Raw genomic sequence first — 19,630 nt, 5'->3', positions numbered from 1 at the left:
AAAGGACTCTTTCAACCTCTGAAAGAGTCCTTCTCTTTTATACATGATGACAAGCAACATAATGCTCCTCACCAACATTACGGAATTCTGGTACCGTTTGTTTACAAATATCTGTTGCAAATGGGCAACGTGTATGAAAACGACAACCCGAAGGTGGATTTGCTGGACTTGGAATATCCCCTTCTAGTATAATTCGCTCTCGCTTCACTGTTGGATCTGGTATTGGAACAGCTGATAACAATGCTTTTGTATACGGATGAAGCGGGTTCGTAAATAACTCATCACGCGGCGCTGTTTCCACGATCTTTCCTAAATACATAATCCCAATTTTCGTACATAAATGCTCTACTACGCTTAAATCATGTGAAATGAATAAATAAGATAGTCCCTTTTTCTCCTGTAACTCACTAAACAAATTAATGATCTGTGCTTGAATAGATACATCTAGTGCCGCTACAGGTTCGTCAGCTACAATGAATTCTGGGTTTAATACCATAGCTCTTGCGATAACGATACGCTGGCGTTGTCCACCAGAAAACTCATGAGGGTACCGGTCAATATGATATGGGGCTAAGCCACATAACTCTAATACTTCTGTCACTTTTTCACGAACATTTTCTTTCGTCGCTAGTCCGTGAGCCAACATCGGCTCACCAAGTGCTTCTCCAATTCTCATTCTCGGATTTAATGAGCTAAATGGATCTTGAAACACAAGTTGCATATTAGGACGATGTTTTCTCAATTCCTCTTTTGATAGAGAATAAACATCGTGTCCTTTAAACTTCACTTCCCCCTCCGTTTTTTGGACGAGACGTAAAATTGTTTTTCCTATCGTCGTTTTTCCGCTTCCTGATTCACCAACGAGGCCGAACACTTCACCTTTATTAATAGTGAAACTTACTCCATCAACTGCTTTTACATGTCCAACCGTTCTACTAAATATGCCGCCTTTAATTGGAAAATATGTTTTTAAGTTTTTCACTTCTAATAATGGTTCACTCATTGTTCCGCACGCTCCTCATATAACCAGCAAGCTACTTTATGATTCTCATCATGTACATTCAGATTTGGCACTTCTTCTTTACATATTTCCATACAATGCTCACAACGACCGCTAAAGTAGCAAAACTCATCCAAACCAACTAAATTAGGCACTTGCCCTGGAATAGAATATAGTTTATCTATTCGTTTTCCCATCACTGGTTTTGATTTCAACAACCCTTTCGTATACGGGTGTTTCGGATTTTGGAATATCTCTAGTACTGGTGCTTCTTCAATAACTTTACCGCCATACATAACGACAACGTAATCAGCCATTTCTGCTACAACGCCTAAATCATGTGTAATTAATAAAATTGATGTTTTAAATTCCTCTTTTATTTGCCTTAATAAGTCTAATATTTGAGCTTGAATCGTAACATCAAGAGCCGTTGTCGGTTCATCAGCAATTAATAACTTAGGATTACAACTAAGTGCTACAGCAATCATAATACGTTGTAACATGCCACCACTTAGTTCGTGCGGATAAGAATGGACGATTTCATCCGCACGAGCTATGCCGACTTTGCGAATTAACTCAATTGCCTTCTTATACGCTTCATTCTTACTAAGTAATTCATGCTCCCTTAACGTTTCTACAATTTGCTCTCCTACAGTGAAGACCGGATTTAGCGATGTCATCGGTTCTTGGAAAATCATCGCAATATCATTCCCTCGTAAACTACGAAGCTCTTTCTCTTTCATTCCTAAAAGACTTTTTCCTTCATATAAAATATCTCCGCCTACTACACTTCCTGATTCAGCAATAAGTCCCATAATAGATAAAGCTGTTACACTCTTCCCGCAACCTGATTCACCTACAACACAAACAGTTTCACCTTCTCGAACTGAAAAGCTAACGTGATTCACAGCCTTTACTGTCCCTTCTTCTGTCTGAAAGTGTGTTTGTAAGTCTTTCAGCTCTACTACCGCTTTACTCATACCTTCTCACCTACCGTCTCATCTTTGGATCTAATGCATCACGAAGTGCATCACCAAGTAAGTTAATTGATACAACTGTTATAAAGATTGCGAAACCAGGCGGAATCCATAACCACGGACGCTTTTGGAAGTCAATTAATGAGTTCGCTGCACTAATCATATTCCCCCATGATGGTGTAGGTGGGACGACGCCGAGACCTAAGTAACTTAGTGCGGACTCCCCTAAAATAGAACCTGCAACGCCTAATGTGGATACAACAATTAATATTGGTAAAACATTAGGAATTAAGTGATATATAATTTTTCGGTAATCTTTTATTCCTAGCACATCAGCAGCTTGCATAAATGCTTGCTCTCTAAGTGATAAAATTTGACCCCGTACAAGGCGTGCAAGCCCCGGCCAACCTACTAAACTTAAAATAATCATAATGACATACAGACGATAATCAGACGGTACTTTCCACTCTGATAAAATCGCCCCCATTATAATAAGTAACGGTAATCCTGGCATTGACATTAAAATATCAGCAAGACGCATAATAATATTATCAACGATGCCACGATAAAATCCTGCAATAGCCCCTAATACAGCTCCTAATATCACGGATAAAACCATTGAAGCTAAGCCAATTGTTAATGAAATTCGTCCCGCTTGCATCAGTCTCGTTAAAATATCCCTTCCTAATTGATCTGTACCAAGCCAATGAGAAAAACTCGGTGGTTTGTTAATTAACGTAACTTGTATTTTCCCTGATGCATATGGTGAAAAGAACGGACCAATAAAACAAAATAAAAACATAAAAATTAATGCATACAACCCTACGAGCGCCATCTTATTCCTCTTTATCCGCTTAAGAGCTTGTCGCCATGGCGATGATTCATTTTTTCTTCTCTTTTTTTCTTTCTTCTCTGTAATCGCTGTAATAGTCTCCACTTCTTTCCCCCCTTACTTCAACCGAATTCGTGGATCAACAACTGCATATACGATATCAGCTAAAAAGTTTGAAACGATTGTTAAACAAGAAAGAAACATCGTAAATGCCATCAATACTGTATAATCACGGAAATTTAGTGCTTCCAATTGAATACCGCCAATCCCTGGCCAGTTAAAAATTTGTTCAATAATAATTGCTCCAGAAAACAATCCAGGTAACTCAAACGCAAGCAATGTAATAGCCGGTAAAATGGCATTTTTTAATGCATGTTTATAAATAACAGTCTTCTCTTTTAACCCTTTTGCTCGTGCCGTTCGTATGTAATCTTGTCTTACAACTTCTAACATACTCGTTCTAAAGTAGCGAGTTAATGAGCCCACACCAAGAAGAGTCAAAATAAATACTGGTAGAACCATATGCTTTGCAACTTCTATCACATAAGCGAATCCAGTTGAATTACTACCAACATCAATCATTCCACCTATTGGTAATAACTTAAGATCAACTGCGAACACCTTAATTAGAAACAAACCTATAAAAAATGAAGGAAATGACATTGCTGCAAAAATACCAATTGTTACAAACTTATCGAATAAAGAATGTTGTTTTGTCGCTGAAAATACACCGATAATCAGTGCAATTAGCCAAATAAAAAACAATGCAACAATTGCTACAATAAAAGAGTTCCAAATAAATTTATTTAATAATGATGTTACAGGTTCTTGATATTGAAGCGAAAAACCAAAGTCTCCTTGTAACGCATTACCTAGCCAGTGAAAATAGCGTTCAACAATTGGCTTATTTAATCCGTATAATTCCCGAAGCTCTTCCGCCCTTTGCGGTGTAATCTTTGGATTCGAATCAATATAATCCCCCGGAAGAAGTGCGAACAGGAAGAAAATAACAACTGACGTTCCCAAAAGTGTAGGAATCATTTGTAACAACCTACGAACGATATACGTTTTCACCCTTTTTCTCTCCAATCTTATGCTTAAAATAGAAGAACATTTTTTCAAATCAGCATATTACTAGCCGAATGAAAAAATGTCTTCTACTTATACATCCTTCTCGTTATTTTTCAATAGATAATACTGGTGAGTTTGAACTAATACTGTCATACTTCTCAGGATCAATTCCTTTAATGTTTCCATTGTAAGCTGTAATGACTCTACGATAATTTAATAAAATTACTGGTGGATCATCACTTAGTTCTTTATACAGTTCTTTGTAAATTGGTTTACGTTTCTCAATATCTACAGTTTCAATTCCTTTTTTAATTAATGCATCTACTTTTTCATTTTTATAACCTAAAGTATTATCATCACCTTCTGAGGAGTAACCACTTACGGTTTCACTTGGATCTGTTGTAATTGGTGTTGCAACAGAAGCTAAATCATAATCGCCTTTTTTCACTTTTGATAGCATCGTATTGAAATCCATAAATTCAGGATTAAACTCAACACCTAATTCTTTATAGTTCTCTTTTGCTATCGGAATAAATAAATCACCTTCTTTTGCTGAACTTGCACCATAATACGTTAATTTAAGTTTTTGACCATCTTTTTCACGAATTCCGTCTGAACCAGCTTTCCATCCAGCTTCATCTAATAATTTCTTCGCCTTATCTAAGTTATATTCGTACTTATTAATTCCCTCTTCTGTATAAGCCCAAGATGTTGGATGAATTGGAACATTTGCTACTGTACCGTATCCTTTCAAAGCTGTTTCTACATACTTTTTACGATCCAATCCATAAATAAGAGCTTGACGAACTTTCTTATCTTTTAAATACGGTTTTTTACTATTCATTCTTATATAACTAAATGAAGCAGCAGTCTCTATTTCAACATTTGCAAACTGTAAACTCTTCACTTGTTCTAAAATTTCATCCCCGTAACCTACTCCTGTATAATCTATCTCACCTGTTTGGAATAATTGGAATTTTGTATCCGGTGAAGTAATCTTATAAATAAAGTTTTGAATTTTTGGTTTGCCTGCATAATAATTTTCATTTGCTGTAAAACGAACTTCCTGTCCTGGGATATACTTTTCAAACTTATATGGTCCCGCAGCTATCGGTTTCCCATATAACTCTTTTAAATAATCTAAACTAGTATTTTGTTTATACTCTTTTCCATAATAAGCTTTTGATAATACTGGACCACCTAAAGCAATTAGCGCTTGTGAGTTAACCTTTTCGGTCGTAATTTTAATTGTTTGTGGATCAACAACTTGAATTCCTTCAATAGACGTCGCTTTTCCTTCTTTATATTCCTTTCCACCTTTAATTGCATATTGTGAAATATCATCGCCACCTTCATACGCTTTATCATGTAGAAGCGATAATGTAAACGCTACATCGTCAGCAGTTAATGGCGATCCATCACTAAATTTCAAGCCTTTGCGTAAATGAAATGTATATGTTAATTGGTCTGAAGAGACATCCCATTTCTCAGCAAGATCTGGTATAGGTTTTCCTTGTTTATCTGTTGTAACAAGGGAAGCGAAAATAACCGATGTCACATTGCCATCCCAACCGTTCTCTTGAAAGTAAGGTAGAAAAACTCCCCCCGGCTTTGAGATGCCAGAAATAAACGTATCTTTTCTATTCTTTGCCTTATCAGGTACTTTCGTCTTATCTGTAGCCGCAATTTTTTCAACTTTTATATTTTTTAAATCCTGCTGTTTAACCGGCTCTGTAGAAGCCGTATCCTCCTGTCCCCCACAAGCAGATAACACAAGCGAACTACTCAGTAATACCGAAAATACACCAGCCCATTTTTTTGTCTTTTTCTTCATTGTCCCCACCCTAACTGTTTAATAGTTATACCCTTTGAACTTATTAGCTTATGTATGCCTCCCATATCACATTTATAGCCAATCGGAAAAGTCGGTTTTAATTATAAAAAAATAGATGTATTTGAGGGGTAATAATCCTATTCCGACCTTTCCGGTAGACTTTATGGTTATTAGCTTATATCGTCCGTTATATTTTGTCAATTCTTTCTAAATAAATATTTTGAGAATTTTTAAAAAATTATTATTCTATCTTTAATTTAGGTAAACTTAACAAGATACCGTTATAGTTATCTTCTTGTAATCCTTGAATGCGTGCATTATGCGCAGACACAACTTTACTATTATTTATGAAAATAACAGGCGGATTTTCACTCAACTCCTGGTACAACTTTTTATAAATTTCTTTCCGTTTTTCAATATCTAATGTTTCTAGTGCCTGCTTAGCTAATTCATCTACTTTTTGATTATAATATCCATCATAATTTCGTTTACTTGTTGAAACAAACTCCTCAATCGTTCCACTCGGATCATCAATCATTGGCGTAGATACCATCGCTAAATCATAATCACCTTTTATCACTTTTGAAATCATCGTATTAAAATCCATATATTCTGGATTAAACTCTACACCAAGCTTTTTATAATCCTCTTTCATCACAGGAATCATTACATCATTTATTTTGCTTGCTGATGAGGCAAAATAACTTACTTTCAATTTTTGTCCATCTTTTTCACGGATTCCATCCGAACCTGCTTTCCATCCAGCCTCATCCAATAATTTCTTTGCTTTCTCTAAGTTATACTCATATTTATTAATACCTTCTTCTGTATACGCCCACGAAACTGGAGTAATCGGTATATTAACGAGTGACGCATATCCTTGGAAATACGTATCAATAACCTTTTGACGCTCTAATCCGTAAATAAATGCTTGGCGGACACGTTTATCTTTAAAGTATGGCTTCTTATAATTCATTTTAATGTAGCCGTAAGAACTTCCTGTATATACATTAATATTGGCAAAACCTAACTCTTTTAATTGTTCAATGGTCTCCACGTTTGTCGTAAAACCATCATAATCTACTTCTCCTGCTTGAAATTGTTGTAGCTTCGTATCACCTTTTGTAATTTTGTAAATAAAGTGCTCAATCTTCGGTTTTCCTTGAAAATAATTTTCATTTGCTACAAATCGAACCTCTTGACCAGGAATATATTTATCCAATTTATAAGCTCCTGCTCCCAACGGCTTCCCATACAACTCTTTTAAGTACTCCAAGTGTCCTTGTTTATACTCTTTCCCATAATAAGCTTTAGATATAACTTCCCCACCGATTAATGATAGTGTTTGAGCATTTACCTTTTCAGTCGTAATCGTAATTGTTTTTGGATCAATGACTTGAATTCCTTCAATAGAGGTTGCCTTTCCTTCTTTATAAGCTTGCCCACCTTTTATGGCTGTTTGGCTTATATCAGTCGCACCACTATAAGTTGGATCATGTAATAACGTTAATGTAAATGCTACGTCATCTGCAGTTAACGGAGAACCGTCACTAAACTTTAAATCATCTTTCAAATAGAATGTATATGTAAGCTGATCCTCCGAAATATCCCACTTCTTCGCCAACATTGGAATTGGCTTTCCTTCCTTATCCAGCCCAACAAGAGGAGCGAAGATAGCTTGCGTTATATTACCATCCCATCCATTCTCCATAAAGTGCGGAAGGAATATCCCCCCAGGACTCGGCATTCCAACTACAAAAGTATCTTTTCTTTCTTTTGCTTTTACGGGACTTTTTACTTTGTCACTTGCCTTAATAAATTCATCTTTTACTTTTGGTACGTTCCCAGATTCGTTTGTACTCGCTTCCTCTTGACCACATCCGGCTAGTAATACTGATACACTAAGAAATGTAGCAATTGCTCCTTTAAAAACATTTTTCATTGCACTCTCACCTTTACCTTCCTAATTTTTAACAATGTGGGAACATAGCCCCATCCCTGTAACTATGTTTATTTTTCCTATGTAAATAGTATGAATTAATTTCAAGATTATTCCTTTCCTCCAAACATGTCAATCGTTCTCTTTTATTTCGTATGAAAAAACTTAAAAATTCACTTCTATTCGTTCAGCATGAAACATAGAATACTAATAACCAATTACCAAAAAGGGGGCGAAAACATGGACAACCTATTTCAATACGTCCTACACTACGTATTATTAACAATTATGATAGTTGGGGCGCTATTACTATTCCCATTCTTCCCAAAGTTCGTCCTCTTTTTAGCTTTTTTTATTATGCTCGGGATCGCTATTATCATTTCAACAAAGGAAGATACCACGCAAAAAGAAAGCAGAATTCAGCGCGTAAAGCTGTAACTCTGCTTTCTTTTTTCAGTCGTAACGTATTCTTGTTAAACTAATTATGAAAAAGACCCCTGCAAATAAAATGAGTATACCAATATATCCTCCTATATCCGCTAATGTACCTCCCCTTACAATTAACTCCGTAAAGCCACGCATCGCCCAAGTTTGCGGAACAAAATTTGCTGCCGTCTGCATCCATGCTGGTTCAATTTCAATCGGCCAATAAAGGCCACCAATCATGCATGTTGAAATCACAACGATATTACCTAATGCAGACTGTTGTTCTGTTGTTTTCACGATGCTTGCTAATAATAAGGCTAGACCAATGACAGCTAATAATAATACGGAAACGAGTATAATAACCCCTAATAAATTTCCCCACTGCACGTCAAATAAGGAATGCGTTAATATCATTAGAACACCAAATTGAATCCACCCTATTAAAAAGAATGAAAGGATATATCCCGTTAGTATTTGCACTTTTGAAACTGGCGCTTCTAATAAACGAGACCAAACACCAAGTTGTCTAGCTTTCAAAATAGTCCCCGTCGCACTTAACATAACAATCATAACGAATAGAATTGAAAAGCCTGCCGCTCGCCCTGTAACGTTATTTAACTTTTGATCATCATGTGAAATTGACTCTTTTTGAATCGAAATAGGTTCTATTTTTGTATAGATTTCTTTATACATTATTTCCCACGAAGTGTTACTTTTCTTCTCAAAATCTCTCGCTGCACTAACTTCTATCTCCATTTTTTTTAATGCACTTGCCAATACTTGCTCTACAGAAGTTCCACCAGTAAAATCAGCACTGGCTTGAAACTGAATACTTTCTACCCTTCCATCAAGCATACTCTTTTGAAAGTCTTTCCGAATAATAACTATGCCGGATGATTTTTTGTTTTCAAGCTTCTGTTTGCCTTCCTTATACGTTACCTTCTCTATAGAAATTAAGTCACTTTTCTTTATGTCCTCGTAATACTTTCTAGATAATACAGAACCATCTTCATCTACTAAGCTAACATTTACTTTCGTATTCCCACTTCCACCTAAAAGTCCGCCGAAAATGAGTGTAAAAATAATAGGCATTCCAAACATGAGTATATAACTTTGTGGTTTTATTAAAATTTGTTTTAACTCTAGCCAACAAAGTGCCCAAACCTTCTTCATCATTTCCCCCTCCTATCTCGTACGTAAACGTAATGTTCCTATCATAACGGAGACAATTCCTGCACTACATAAACTAAAAATAACAGGGATTAGCACATCCCAAGATGTTCCCGACATAATATTTAAGAAGCTTGTAAGTGCCCATTTATTCGGAGCAACATTCCCAATGGTTTGAAGTGTATCAGGGAATACGTAAATCGGTAACATCGATCCTCCTAATATAGCGAGTATTTGAATACCGATTCCTCCCATTACATCTGCCGTTTTTTCCTCATGGATAAAGGCTGCAATTAACATAGATAAACCAGAAACACAAATTGCATATGAAATTCCCAACACTACTATTTGAGATACATCTTCCCCCCACTCCACGTGAAACATAAAGTGTGTAGCAACTATAAATATTCCCAATTGTATACAAGCAAATAGTAATGTACCTAAAAACTTCCCAAATAAAATTGAAAATGAACTCGTCGGTGTACTGAACAAACGCGCCAACGTTTCAGTTCGTTGTTCTGTGACAACTGACTTTGCACCTACTGTTATGTTATATAGTAAAAACATGACTAACATCGCCGCTGCATAATACTGCATCGCTGCAACTGTTTTTTTACCTATCTTTCCTTTTTCAAGGTTATCCGCATTTGTAGTTGCTATCGCCTGTAAACTTCCACTTACCTCTTTAGCAACTTGTGCTACATCACCCTGCTGAGATTTTACTAATTCTGTTACAACACTTTTAGTAGATACTGCGACTGTTTGAACACGTTCTGAAAAGGATCGGATCATTGATTCAGCAATTTTCGCTTGTATATCTTTTGATGGGTCTACAAGCACCTTAGGTTCTTTTAATTTTCCATCTTGCACTTGTTCGCTCCATTTATTTGGGATGACGATTCCCACATCGATTTTCTTTTCCTTTAACATATCTTCAAGCTCTTCCTGAGAATTAACTACCTTTACTTTCACATCATCTTTTAATTCTTTAGATTGTAATACGTCTTTTTGAAAGACATCTGCAAACTCATCAGTTCCCACTTGATAATAGCCAATCACTGTTTTCGGTAGTCCACCATTATCAAATACATTACTTAACGCTGAACCTAAAATCGCTGTTAATAAAAGCGGCATAATTAACATCATCATAAATCCGCGTCGATCAATTAAACGTATTTTTAAATCTTTCCATGCAATAATGAAACTTTTCATCTCGCACTAACCTCCTTAATCACGAAGTGAACGTCCTGTTAATTGTAAAAAGAGTGCCTCTAAATTTGGTTCTTGCACTTCAAGCTTTAAAATTTGAGCGCTGTTCTCCACAACTACTGACACAACTGTCCCAATGGCCTCGCCACCATTTAGTCCAATATCAATCGTGCTATTATCTTCATCAAAAATAATCCGTTCAACGACAGATAGTGCTTTCAACTTTTGTAGCAATTCCGTACTATAGCGATTTAATTGCAATTTCACTATAAATCCATCTGTCAGGCGATTGCATAGCTCTCTTTTCGTTCCTAATGCAATTACCTTTCCGTGATCAACAATTGCAATTCGTTCACATAAGTACTCTACTTCTTCCATGTAATGACTCGTATAAATAACTGTCATCCCTTTTTCATTTAATTTCTTAACAGTCTCTAAAATATGATTTCTTGATTGCGGATCAATCCCAACCGTTGGTTCATCCATAATTAATAACTCTGGTTCATGCATAAGTGCTGCGCCAATATTAATACGCCTTTTCATTCCACCCGAAAATGTTTCAATTTTATCTTTTCCACGGTCCTGTAAACCGACGTAAGCTAATACTTCCTCCGCTCGCTCTTTTGCAACCCTTCCATTTAAACCGTACATCTTTCCCCAAAAAACCAAATTGTCCTTCGCTGAAAGTGTCGGATACAACGCAATATCTTGCGGAACAATACCAATTTTCTTCTTCGCTTCTAATGGATATTCTTTTACAGATTTCCCACCAATTTTTATATCACCACTATCATATGGAATTAACCCGCAAATCATTGATATCGTCGTTGATTTTCCCGCTCCATTTGGACCAAGCAATCCAAATGTTTCACCTTTTTTCACTTCAAAAGAAACATTTTTTATGATTTCCTTCTTACCAAATGATTTCGTAATATGATCTATGACTAACATACTGATTCAGCCCCTTTGCATTCATTTACAATTTCATTGTAGAAAAATCTCTTCTCTTCTCCATCACCCTTAAGATAGAAGTACAAAATAAAAAAGCAGCAAATTCTGCTGCTTTTTCACAATTATATATGCCAAAAGTCATGTGTACATCGTGATGCCATACCTCACTGCGTATATGGCTGCTTGCGTTCGATCTCTCAGTTCTAACTTACTAATTAAATTAGAAACATGATTCTTAACAGTTCCCTCTGTAATAAATAGCTTTTCCGCAATCTCTTTATTATTTAACCCGAGTCCAATTTCTCTTAAAACATCTACTTCTCGCTCAGTTAATTCTTCTAATTGTTCTGGTGTGTTGTACTCTACTACTACTTTTGTCTTTTTTAATTCTTTTATGATTTGCGCCGTTACATCCTGAGGAAGCACAGCCCCTCCACTATGCACCGTTAAAATTGCTTGAGCGATTGCATCTGTCTCCATGTCCTTCAATAAATAGCCACTTGCTCCTTGCTCCAATGCTTCAAAAATAAGCTCACTATCACTAAAAGTCGTCAACATAAGAACCTTTATATGAGGGAACTGTTCTCTAACTAAACGTGTTCCTTCAACACCATTCATACGAGGCATCCGAATATCCATCAAAATAATTTCAGGATGTAGCTCTTTCACCTTTTGTATCACTTCATCTCCATCCGTAGCCGTTCCTACTACTTCAAATTCCGGACGTAAATTTAATAACATCGCTAAACCATCACGAATGAGTGATTGATCATCAACAATCATAATCCGAATCATACAGTTCCCCCTATTATCCACGTTTTCTCCTGAAGTGGAAATTCAATCTGTAACTGAAAGCCTTTTTCTATCTCACTCTCAAATTGAATAGTTCCACCATGTTCCTCTACGCGTTCTCTCATATTAAGTAAACCAAAACCCGGGCTTACCTCGTTAACTCCCACGCCATTATCCAAAATACATAGTTTAACTTGTTTCGTCGAACAAGTTAAACTCACTTCACATAAACTCGCTTTCCCATGTCGCTTTGCATTAGTTAAAGACTCTTGCATAACCCGGAGCAGTGTAGGTTGTAGTGACAACGGAATCACAACCGGATCCCCTTGTAATTGAAAAAATACTTGTACTTTCGTCGCTTTAGAATATTCATGTAACATTTCACGCATATTCTCTATTATGTTCCCTAATTTACCTTCTTCTTTTAAGGCATGTACAGAAGCTCTCACCTCTTGAAGTGATTTTTTGGCTAGCCCATGACATGTATGTAAAACCTCTTCCATAGTGTCTGATTTTTGTTTCCACAAAGCCTCTGCCAGTTGTAATTGAACAAGTAAGGCTGTCATATTATGACCGACAGTATCATGAATTTCTCGTGCAATATCATTTCGCTCCCGAACGGCTGTCAATTCTTCTACCTCTTTGGCATATAGACGTAATTGTTCATGCGCTTCTTTTAAAGCTGTATGAGATAATGATAATTCTCCATATTGCTCATCTACCATTTTCCGAGCAGCTGTAAGTTTTTTTATTAAACTCCCAGCTAAAGCACTAAAAACGATGAACATAAAATTAATGGCATTACTCTCCAATTCTAAACTACCTGTATGTTGATACGCATGTAGTATATTTATAAGCCAACAAAGAAAGAAAAAAGTAATAAAAAAGGATGTCATGCTTCTACGAAATTCATGAATAAATAGTCCTACTGCATCAATTCCAAATATAATTAAATATAAACATGTCTCGGGAAATAAAAAACCTAATAAAGCTGTGACTATCCCATTTGCTAATAGTGTATAAAAAACAAGTTTTTTACCTCCGCTTACTTTTACTAGCAAAATATGATTCACAATATAAATAAAAAGTGCTGTACCCACAAAAAATTGTAAATGTGCTGTTTCACGTGAAACATGGTTTGCATAAACAAAACAAATCATGACGATTGTAGCAATCCGCGCGTATCCTAACATAACATTCTCCTCACGTTTTAATAACCTAAAATTCGTCTCTTCATTGCAATAACAAGAAAATTATACCAATTTTTATCCTTTCGTACATAAAAAGAGCAAGCCCTCCCCTCAAAATATGAGAAAATAACTTGCTCTTTCTAATTTCTTTACTCCACGATATTCTCTAACTCATTATATAGCTCCGCTCGTAACAACTCGTTCTTCGTTTTTTCTTCATACAATTTTTCAAGCATTTCAACATCAACTACATGTTCCATCTTACACTCAAGCGCATATATATCTTCTTCTACATGCATTAACTCTGTTTCAATCTCCTCTACATTCCTAGTTTCTTTCTTTTTTACAGGGACTCGTTCAATACTTTTTCTTCCTTGGTGCTGCTGTTTTATTACTTGTTTCTCGAGTTTTTCTTCCCATTTTTGACGCGCCCATGCATAGTTCCCTGCAAACTCAAATAATTTACGCTCATCAATCCAATACGTCTTTTCAAATAACTTATTTAAAAAATAACGATCATGTGAAACAGCTAAAATCGTTCCATTATATTGTTCAAGAGCCTCCTCTAAAACTTCCCTTGATTCAATATCGAGATGGTTTGTCGGCTCATCTAAAATTAAAAAATTGATATCTTGATACATAAGTTGAGCAAGTCTTAACCTCATTTTTTCTCCACCGCTCAGTTGCGTTACTTTCTTAAACACCGCTGGACCATAAAATAAAAACTTAGCTAATATATGTCTCGCTTCTCCCTCTGTTACAGCTACATATTCCCTGAAAGCTTCTAATACATTACTCTTCATATTTCCATACGCATGCTGTGACAAATAACCGATTTTCACACTACTACCAATCCGAATTTCTCCAGCATCTGGTTCTATTTCTTCTAATAATAACTTTAGTAGCGTTGTCTTTCCTGTACCGTTACGACCAACGATAGCCGCACGCTCTTGAAAACGAACATGTAAATTTGCTTCGTTAAATAAAGGATGGTCAGCAAATCCTTTACTCACTTCTTTCATTACAACAACATCTTTCCCACTTCTCTCTTGCCCTTCAAACTGGAGTCCCATTTGTTTTCGTTCTAAAATAGGTTTCTTTAACTTCTCCATACGTTCCAGCGCACGTTCCATACTTCTTGCTTTCTTATGCAATCCTTCATTCGGAGGATTCGCCTGATTTGCCCATTCACGTAGCCGCTTAATTGCTTCTTTCATTTTCTTTATTTTCTTTTGTTGTTCTTGATAAGCCTGAAACTCCTGAAGCAATCTTTCTTCTTTTTCTTCAACAAACCGAGAATAGTTTGTATGATACACGTGAATCTCTCCATCTTCTAAATCAAAAATCTTCGTTACAACTTCATCAAGGAAATAGCGATCATGTGAAATGACCATAACCGTTCCGTTGTATTCTTTTAAAAATTGTTCTAGCCATTCTACAGCGAATAAATCTAAATGATTAGTTGGTTCATCTAATAAAAGTAAATCTGGTTTCTGCAATAGCATGTATGCAAGGCTTACTTTTGTTTGCTCCCCACCACTTAACTCCAGAAACGATCGAGTGAATAGTTCTGTCACCTGTAGACCATTTGCTACCTTCATAATATTCGCTTCTATTTCATAACCACCAAGAAACGCAAACTTTTCTTGAATTACTCCGTACCTCTCCATTAATTTTTGTAACGCAGACGGTTCCTGTTCTTCCGCCATATTTTTTTCTAAAGTACGCATTTCTCTTTCTAATTCCTTTTCTGTCTTAAAGGCAGAACTCAATACATCATATACAGTCATACCTTCATCAAATTTCGGAATTTGTGCCACATGACCAATACGTGTACCTTTCTTCATATGAATGGCCCCTGTATCCAAACTTTCCATTCCAGTTAGAAGCTGAAAGATTGTTGTCTTCCCACTACCGTTACGACCAACTAATCCAACACGTTCACCATTCTTTATTTCAAGCGATATATTTTCAAATATGATGTTTCCACCAAAAGATTTCGTTACATTATTTACACTACAAATTGTCATTTTCCGTACTCCTTTCAATATAAAAAAACCATGGGAAAGAAACATTCCCCATGGTTTTCAGCATAGAAAAAGGAAGCCAAATAGCTCCCTTTTCACACGTTTATTAAAAATGGGTGAAGAGATTTCTATCGTTCAATAGCTACTATGCAATTGTTAAAAAAGGACAGACGTATCCCGTTAACAACTACATCATGAAAAATTGCACGACAAAAATAGATAAAATCTAAAAATTTGGCACGTGCAGCTAAAGAACGTTTCATCTCATTCACCTCTTTCGTACGGAATTTAATACTTACTTCTTTATTATACTTTCCCATTCCACGTTTGAATAGTCATTTTTCTGAAAATAATGAAGATAGACTAAACATTTCAATAAGTGACATCAAATCTTACAAAACTGTTATGTTCACGTAATGGAAAGCGATAGTACGAAAAGATGCCTCCCTATACAATAAAGATGTAAACAAGAGAGACAACAAAAGGGGGGGAACAATCATGATGAAAGAAATCGTAAAAGCAATCTTTGAGGTATTAGTGAACGGACAAGCAGTTGTAAAAGAACTAAACGAACTATAAAAAGGAGTGAAAGAATATGATGAACATGGTAAAAATGATTTTACACGCTTTAGTTGATGCAAAAGCAGTTAGCCAAGAATTAAACCAACAATAAAAAGGGGTAAATGAATATGAAGAAAGCCATTATTATAATCGCAAGTACAGCAATTGCCTTATACACAATAAAAAATAGAAAAAAGAAACATAATGAAAATACTCTATATTATCCATACACACTATTAAAGAAAAAATAAAAGACAAGGTACCCTATCATAATAAGGATATCTTGTCTTTTATTTTTTCCTATTCCCTTTAAAGGATTTCCTTCTCCTTTTCCCGAATGTATTAAGCGGGATTTTTACATATATTTTAAAGGGGCATATATACAAATGGATACACAACAACTATACTTTTTAAACGATATCGGCAAACAAAAACCAGAAAGCATTCGAAATAGAAGCGCAGCATGTCCTTTTTGTGACAGAGAAAATTTAACGGATATTTTAGCAACTGAGGGCTCAATTATTTGGCTAAAAAACAAATTTCCTACATTAAAAGATACATTTCAAACGGTGCTAATCGAAACCGATAATTGTGAAGAACATATTGCGACATATACAAAAGAACATATGAGATCGCTAATTCGTTTCTCGATTAAACATTGGTTAGACTTACAGAAGAACGAAGAATTCACATCTGTGATTTTATACAAAAATCACGGTCCCTTCTCAGGTGGAAGTTTGCATCATGCACACATGCAGATTATCGGAATGAAATATGTAGACTATCTCGGTAACGTAGAACAGGACAACTTCCGAGGAGTCATTGTACAAAAAAACAAACATATTGAACTCAATATTTCAGATCGTCCTATTATCGGTTTTACTGAATTTAATATCATCATTGAAGATATTGGATGCATAGATGAACTAGCAAATTATATTCAGCAAACTGTACGTTACATACTGACAGATTTCCATAAAGGATGTAGTAGTTATAACTTATTCTTCTATTATTTAAACGGAAAAATCATTTGTAAAGTTGTTCCTAGATTTGTCGTTTCACCGTTATATGTAGGATATAAAATACCGCAAGTTTCCACAAAACTAGAAGAGGTGAAAATACAACTAGCGGAGTATTTCACAAAACAAGACGACGCAATTACCCACAAAAAATAGAGTAGGTCTCAAAAACCTACTCTTTAATTACACCTTTATTTCGATAGTACACATCCTCTAACCCGATGTTATACTTCATATTATTATCCGTCCACTCTGGCCCTAAATTCCCTGGCCATCCAGATGTATTTGCTATATATTTTAGTAATGCAAAATCAGTCAAACCTTTTTGCACCCCGCGCTTATATCCTTTCATTAAATGCGGCATTGCAATTTGCGCATTTATACGTGGATCTTTCAACTCTTCATCGGTTAAATGATCTGGTGCAAGCCCACCGCCACGGTGCAATTGAAACAATCCGAATGAAGTTCCGTTATCTCCAACACTTCTTGGATTTAACCGGCTTTCATGTTCGGCAATTGTAAGAGGTATCCATTCTGGAAGATTGACTTTCTTTGCTTCCTCTATAATAACTTGTTTCATCTGTTTTGCTTCTTCTGAGTCAACATAGCTTATCTCATTCACTAACTTACCCATTCCTTCAGACTTTCCTTGGAAATATAAGTACACCCCAAGGACAACTAAAAATCCTACAAAGAATTTCTTCACTACCTCTACCTCTTTCTCCGCTGAAATTTGTCCCCTTTCAGCCTTCTTCCCTTTACAATTACCCACATTCTATCATTCTCTTACCCTTTTATCATAGCAAATAACTATACATATTATCATCATGCTTTAGACCGATTTTGTGAAAAAACAGCTGGTAATTACGTGCAAGAATGTAACTTTCATAGACTATAACTTTTTTCTTGTATATAATTGTAAATTGAACTATACATATAGAATAGGAGCAGACCAAATGAAAAAGTGCATAATACTCTTGTTCAGTATTTTACTTCTTATCCCTATCCACACCTCTGCACAAACGTCATCAAAACCAAAATTACTTGTTTTATATAGTACAAAAGACGATAAAATTACAAATAATATCCAAATCCTTAATACTCAATTCGGACATTTTACAAACGATATAACTACGAAAAGTTTAAAAAAGGCTAATGAAATTACTAACTCATCTTCTTATACACATATTGTCTATATCGGTGAACAAAAAGAAGAGTTTCCTACTGAAACAAAACAACTTATAGAAAATTTCTCAGGCCCAGTATTAGTTCTAGGACAAAATGTTGAGCAATTACCTAATCGCTTTTCTTTCATTACCCTAAAGGATAATGATATACGAGTTAATAAAATCGAATATCCAAGTAATAAGCTAAAAAACACTTTAGAAGAGGAACGATTGATTCAATCTTTCGATACAAACGGAACTGTTCTTGCTAACGCTTTAAACTCAAATAGCAAGAACCCACTAATCGTTCACCATGAAACATCTTATTACGTTGCAACGCCACATCTTTTTAACTGGATATCCCATTACATCGGTGAAATGTTATTTTCTTACTTTGGACAAAAACCAACGACAAATAAAGCGAAAGCTTATTTACGTCTTGAGGACGTTCATCCAGCCGCAGATACAAATCAATTAAAAGAAATTGCTGCCTTACTAAAAGAGAAAAAGATCCCTTACACGATTACAGTCATCCCGGTATATAAAGATCCAGATACAGGAAAGACGATACATTTAAAAGATAAACCTGAGCTAGTCGATCTTTTACGCTCTATGCAAAAGAATGGTGCAGCAATTATTATGCATGGTTATACTCACCAATTTTATGATAGTGAAACTGGTGAAGGTTTTGAATTTTGGGACGTAAAAACAGATCAACCAATTCGTCAACCGAAGCATGAAAAACCAAAAACAAAAGATGATTTCCCTACTATAGAGGCATATAATACATACGTAAAAAAAGGGGAAGAGTTTGAAGAAAAATATACGACTGATCATATTGAAAAAGGCATTCAAGAACTTGTGGACGCCAAACTATATCCTGTCGCATTTGAAGCACCTCATTACACGATGTCTCAAAAAGGATATGAAATATTATCAAGGTACTTTTCAACTTATGTAGGACAACTACAGTTAAGTGATACAACTTGGAAATCTATGCACTCACCATTTTATACAAGTACTCCATCCTTTTTACACGGGATGAAATTAATGCCTGAAACAGTCGGATTTATTGAAGAAGATAAGCCACAAGCTATTGCTAAACTGAAAGAACGTGCTCTATCAGTTTCTAAATTATCCGATGGAGTTATTGGTGCATTCTATCATCCTTACTTAGGTGTAAAACCATTAAAAGAAGTGTTAAAGAATCTAGAAAGTATTCCAAATATAGAATGGATTGATTTACAAAAAGAAACAAATGAAGTGAAAATGAAAGATATTCATATTACTACTAATAAAGACGGCATTCACGTTGAAAAATCAAAAAGCGCAAGTGACGTAATGGATTATATAAAACAATATGGATTCTTCCTTATACTTGGTTTCTTTGTCATTGTCTTTCTTTTATTATTAAGACGTGCGAAAAAATTAGAATCCTAATACAAAACCACCAAGCAAAATGCTTG

The 19,630-nt window shown here is 35.5% G+C and carries 18 protein-coding genes; 4 read left to right on the top strand and 14 right to left on the bottom strand.

The features are described 5' to 3' along the window. Window positions 1-37 precede the first annotated feature (37 nt). From CO726_RS22065 to CO726_RS22040, 6 genes are all read right to left on the bottom strand, one after another. A complete protein-coding gene (locus tag CO726_RS22065) occupies window positions 38-1,003 on the bottom strand; it encodes an ABC transporter ATP-binding protein (protein WP_099685696.1) in 966 nt (321 codons plus the stop codon). Then, complete coding sequence (locus CO726_RS22060; RefSeq protein WP_099685695.1) at window positions 1,000-1,980, bottom strand: ABC transporter ATP-binding protein; 981 nt, start codon at window positions 1,978-1,980, stop codon at window positions 1,000-1,002. The genes CO726_RS22065 and CO726_RS22060 overlap by 4 nt, the downstream gene beginning before the upstream one ends. 10 nt (window positions 1,981-1,990) lie before the next feature. After that, on the bottom strand, window positions 1,991-2,914 hold the full coding sequence (gene opp4C / locus CO726_RS22055) for an oligopeptide ABC transporter permease (RefSeq protein ID WP_098758361.1): 924 nt from the start codon (window positions 2,912-2,914) through the stop codon (window positions 1,991-1,993). A 12-nt stretch (window positions 2,915-2,926) separates the two neighbouring features. After that, window positions 2,927-3,883: an ABC transporter permease gene (locus tag CO726_RS22050; RefSeq protein WP_136699814.1), complete on the bottom strand. Its 957-nt coding sequence runs from the start codon at window positions 3,881-3,883 to the stop codon at window positions 2,927-2,929. Between the two features lie 103 nt (window positions 3,884-3,986). Continuing rightward, window positions 3,987-5,714: an ABC transporter substrate-binding protein gene (locus tag CO726_RS22045; protein ID WP_099685694.1), complete on the bottom strand. Its 1,728-nt coding sequence runs from the start codon at window positions 5,712-5,714 to the stop codon at window positions 3,987-3,989. A gap of 241 nt (window positions 5,715-5,955) precedes the next feature. Then, window positions 5,956-7,656 (bottom strand): ABC transporter substrate-binding protein, encoded by a 1,701-nt coding sequence (locus CO726_RS22040; RefSeq protein WP_099685693.1) that lies wholly within the window; start codon window positions 7,654-7,656, stop codon window positions 5,956-5,958. Window positions 7,657-7,893: 237 nt separating this feature from the next. Here CO726_RS22040 and CO726_RS22035 point away from each other — a divergent pair, with 237 nt between their 5' ends. Beyond that, entirely contained in the window at window positions 7,894-8,091 is a 198-nt protein-coding gene (locus tag CO726_RS22035) for a hypothetical protein (RefSeq protein ID WP_136699813.1), read from the top strand. A 15-nt stretch (window positions 8,092-8,106) separates the two neighbouring features. Here the strand turns inward: CO726_RS22035 and CO726_RS22030 are convergent, their stop codons facing one another. The 7 genes from CO726_RS22030 to CO726_RS22000 form a co-directional block, all read right to left on the bottom strand. After that, the gene (locus CO726_RS22030; protein WP_099685691.1) at window positions 8,107-9,252 is read right to left on the bottom strand and encodes an ABC transporter permease; all 1,146 of its coding nucleotides are present in this window, start codon (window positions 9,250-9,252) and stop codon (window positions 8,107-8,109) included. A 12-nt stretch (window positions 9,253-9,264) separates the two neighbouring features. Next, a complete protein-coding gene (locus CO726_RS22025) occupies window positions 9,265-10,461 on the bottom strand; it encodes an ABC transporter permease (RefSeq protein WP_099685690.1) in 1,197 nt (398 codons plus the stop codon). 15 nt (window positions 10,462-10,476) lie between these two features. After that, the gene (locus CO726_RS22020) at window positions 10,477-11,409 is read right to left on the bottom strand and encodes an ABC transporter ATP-binding protein (RefSeq protein ID WP_099685689.1); all 933 of its coding nucleotides are present in this window, start codon (window positions 11,407-11,409) and stop codon (window positions 10,477-10,479) included. A 138-nt stretch (window positions 11,410-11,547) separates the two neighbouring features. Beyond that, the gene (locus CO726_RS22015) at window positions 11,548-12,204 is read right to left on the bottom strand and encodes a response regulator (RefSeq protein WP_099685688.1); all 657 of its coding nucleotides are present in this window, start codon (window positions 12,202-12,204) and stop codon (window positions 11,548-11,550) included. After that, a complete protein-coding gene (locus tag CO726_RS22010) occupies window positions 12,201-13,394 on the bottom strand; it encodes a sensor histidine kinase (protein ID WP_099685687.1) in 1,194 nt (397 codons plus the stop codon). The genes CO726_RS22015 and CO726_RS22010 overlap by 4 nt, the downstream gene beginning before the upstream one ends. Window positions 13,395-13,540: 146 nt before the next feature. Continuing rightward, window positions 13,541-15,421, bottom strand: a complete 1,881-nt coding sequence (abc-f, locus tag CO726_RS22005; protein ID WP_099685686.1) for a ribosomal protection-like ABC-F family protein — start codon at window positions 15,419-15,421, stop codon at window positions 13,541-13,543. A 125-nt stretch (window positions 15,422-15,546) separates the two neighbouring features. Continuing rightward, window positions 15,547-15,681, bottom strand: coding sequence for an RAxF-45 family protein (locus CO726_RS22000; protein WP_000830642.1), 135 nt, complete (start codon window positions 15,679-15,681; stop codon window positions 15,547-15,549). Between the two features lie 420 nt (window positions 15,682-16,101). Between CO726_RS22000 and CO726_RS31540 the strand changes: the two genes are divergently transcribed. Then, window positions 16,102-16,230 (top strand): spore coat protein B, encoded by a 129-nt coding sequence (locus tag CO726_RS31540; protein WP_136699812.1) that lies wholly within the window; start codon window positions 16,102-16,104, stop codon window positions 16,228-16,230. A gap of 135 nt (window positions 16,231-16,365) precedes the next feature. Next, on the top strand, window positions 16,366-17,154 hold the full coding sequence (locus CO726_RS21990; RefSeq protein ID WP_099685685.1) for a DUF4931 domain-containing protein: 789 nt from the start codon (window positions 16,366-16,368) through the stop codon (window positions 17,152-17,154). A gap of 16 nt (window positions 17,155-17,170) precedes the next feature. Here the strand turns inward: CO726_RS21990 and CO726_RS21985 are convergent, their stop codons facing one another. Then, window positions 17,171-17,704 (bottom strand): transglycosylase SLT domain-containing protein, encoded by a 534-nt coding sequence (locus tag CO726_RS21985; protein WP_099685713.1) that lies wholly within the window; start codon window positions 17,702-17,704, stop codon window positions 17,171-17,173. Window positions 17,705-17,954: 250 nt separating this feature from the next. On the opposite strand from CO726_RS21985, the gene CO726_RS21980 reads away from it, so the two are divergent. Continuing rightward, complete coding sequence (locus tag CO726_RS21980) at window positions 17,955-19,604, top strand: DUF2334 domain-containing protein (protein WP_099685684.1); 1,650 nt, start codon at window positions 17,955-17,957, stop codon at window positions 19,602-19,604. Window positions 19,605-19,630: the final 26 nt, after the last annotated feature.

It is taken from the genome of Bacillus fungorum (assembly GCF_002746455.1).
In the GTDB taxonomy this organism is placed as follows: domain Bacteria; phylum Bacillota; class Bacilli; order Bacillales; family Bacillaceae_G; genus Bacillus_A; species Bacillus_A fungorum.
The sequence above is the reverse complement of the archived record's forward strand: the minus strand, read 5'-3'. Positions and strand labels throughout refer to the sequence as shown.